This window comes from Mesorhizobium sp. M7A.F.Ca.ET.027.03.2.1 (genome assembly GCF_003999175.1).
GTDB lineage: Bacteria > Pseudomonadota > Alphaproteobacteria > Rhizobiales > Rhizobiaceae > Mesorhizobium.
On record NZ_RZOM01001386.1, the window covers coordinates 1 to 1,250 of the forward strand.

Annotated in this window: 2 protein-coding genes; both read left to right on the forward strand. The window is 63.1% G+C overall.

The window, feature by feature from the left end:
* Positions 1 to 468, forward strand: a 468-nt coding sequence (locus tag EN750_RS34895) for an amino acid ABC transporter permease (RefSeq protein ID WP_145968219.1), incomplete at its 5' end; no start/stop codon positions are given.
* Positions 469 to 514: 46 nt separating this feature from the next.
* On the forward strand, positions 515 to 1,250 hold a 736-nt coding region (locus tag EN750_RS34900; RefSeq protein ID WP_127399318.1), incomplete at its 3' end, for a cysteine desulfurase-like protein.

Genomic DNA, 1,250 nt, shown 5'->3' on the forward strand with positions numbered 1-1,250 from the left:
CTGCCGGTGCTGGTCGTGCTGATCCTGATCTACTACGCGCTGCCCTTCCTCGGCATACGCCTGTCGTCCTGGGCGTCGGCGGTGACTGCCTTCGCCTTCATCATGTCGGCTTACTCGGCCGAAGTGTTCCGCTCCGGCATCGAAAGCATTCCGCGTGGCCAGTTCGAGGCGTCGCAGGCGCTTGGCCTGCCGTTCCTCCTGACCTTGCGCAAGGTGGTGCTGCCGCAAGCGATCCGCGTCGTCATCCCGCCGATGACCAGCAACTGCGTCTCGATGTTCAAGGACACCTCGCTCGCCTCCACCGTGGCGCTGCCGGAACTCTTGAAGGAGGCGACCAACGCGCAGTCGCTCTACGCCAACCCCTCCCCGCTGATCGGCGCAGCCCTCGTCTATCTCATCTTCCTCTGGCCGATGGTCCGCCTCGTCAGCCTGCTTGAAGAGCGCTTCAAGACCGAAAAGAAGCGCTGACCTCCGCCACCTGATCCCCGCCCAAGTCCTTTGCAGGAGCCTACCCGTGAACAAGCACCAGACCGACAATGCGAATGCCACCGCGTTCCCCGTCGACGCCATCCGCGCCATGTTTCCAGCTTTACAGCGGGCTGGCGACTTCATCTTCTTGGACAATGCCGCCGGCGCGCAAATTCCGCAGAGCGTGCTCGACGCGGTGACCAACCATCTGGTTTCGCACAATGTGCAGCGTGGCGGCCGTTATGGCCGCAGCGTCACTGTCGACCAGTCGGTCGCCGATGCGCGGACAAGCGTCGCGCTGCTCATCAACGCCTATAGCCCGGCGGAAATCTGCTTCGGCATGAACGCCACCTCGTTCATCCGCCTGGTCAGCCTCGGCATCGGTCAGATGCTGCAGGAGCGCGACGAGATCGTCATCACCGACATGGACCATGATGCCAACATCGCGACCTGGCTGGCTCTGGAGTCCGCCGGTGCAAAGTTCAAATGGTGGCGCATGCGCGAGGACGGCAATCTGCATGTCGACGACCTTCGCCCGCTGGTTTCCGACCGCACCCGTCTCGTCGCCAGCACGGTCACCGCGCATTCGATCGGCTCGATCGTCGATGTCGCCGCGGTGGCCGAGATCGCACATGCGGCCGGCGCCGAAGTGTTCCTCGACTGCGTGCATTACGGACCGCACGGGCTGATCGACGTGCAGGCCTGGGATTGCGACTATCTCGTCTGCTCCGGTTACAAGAATTTCTCGCCGCATATGGGCTTCCTGTGGGGCCGTTTCGAAA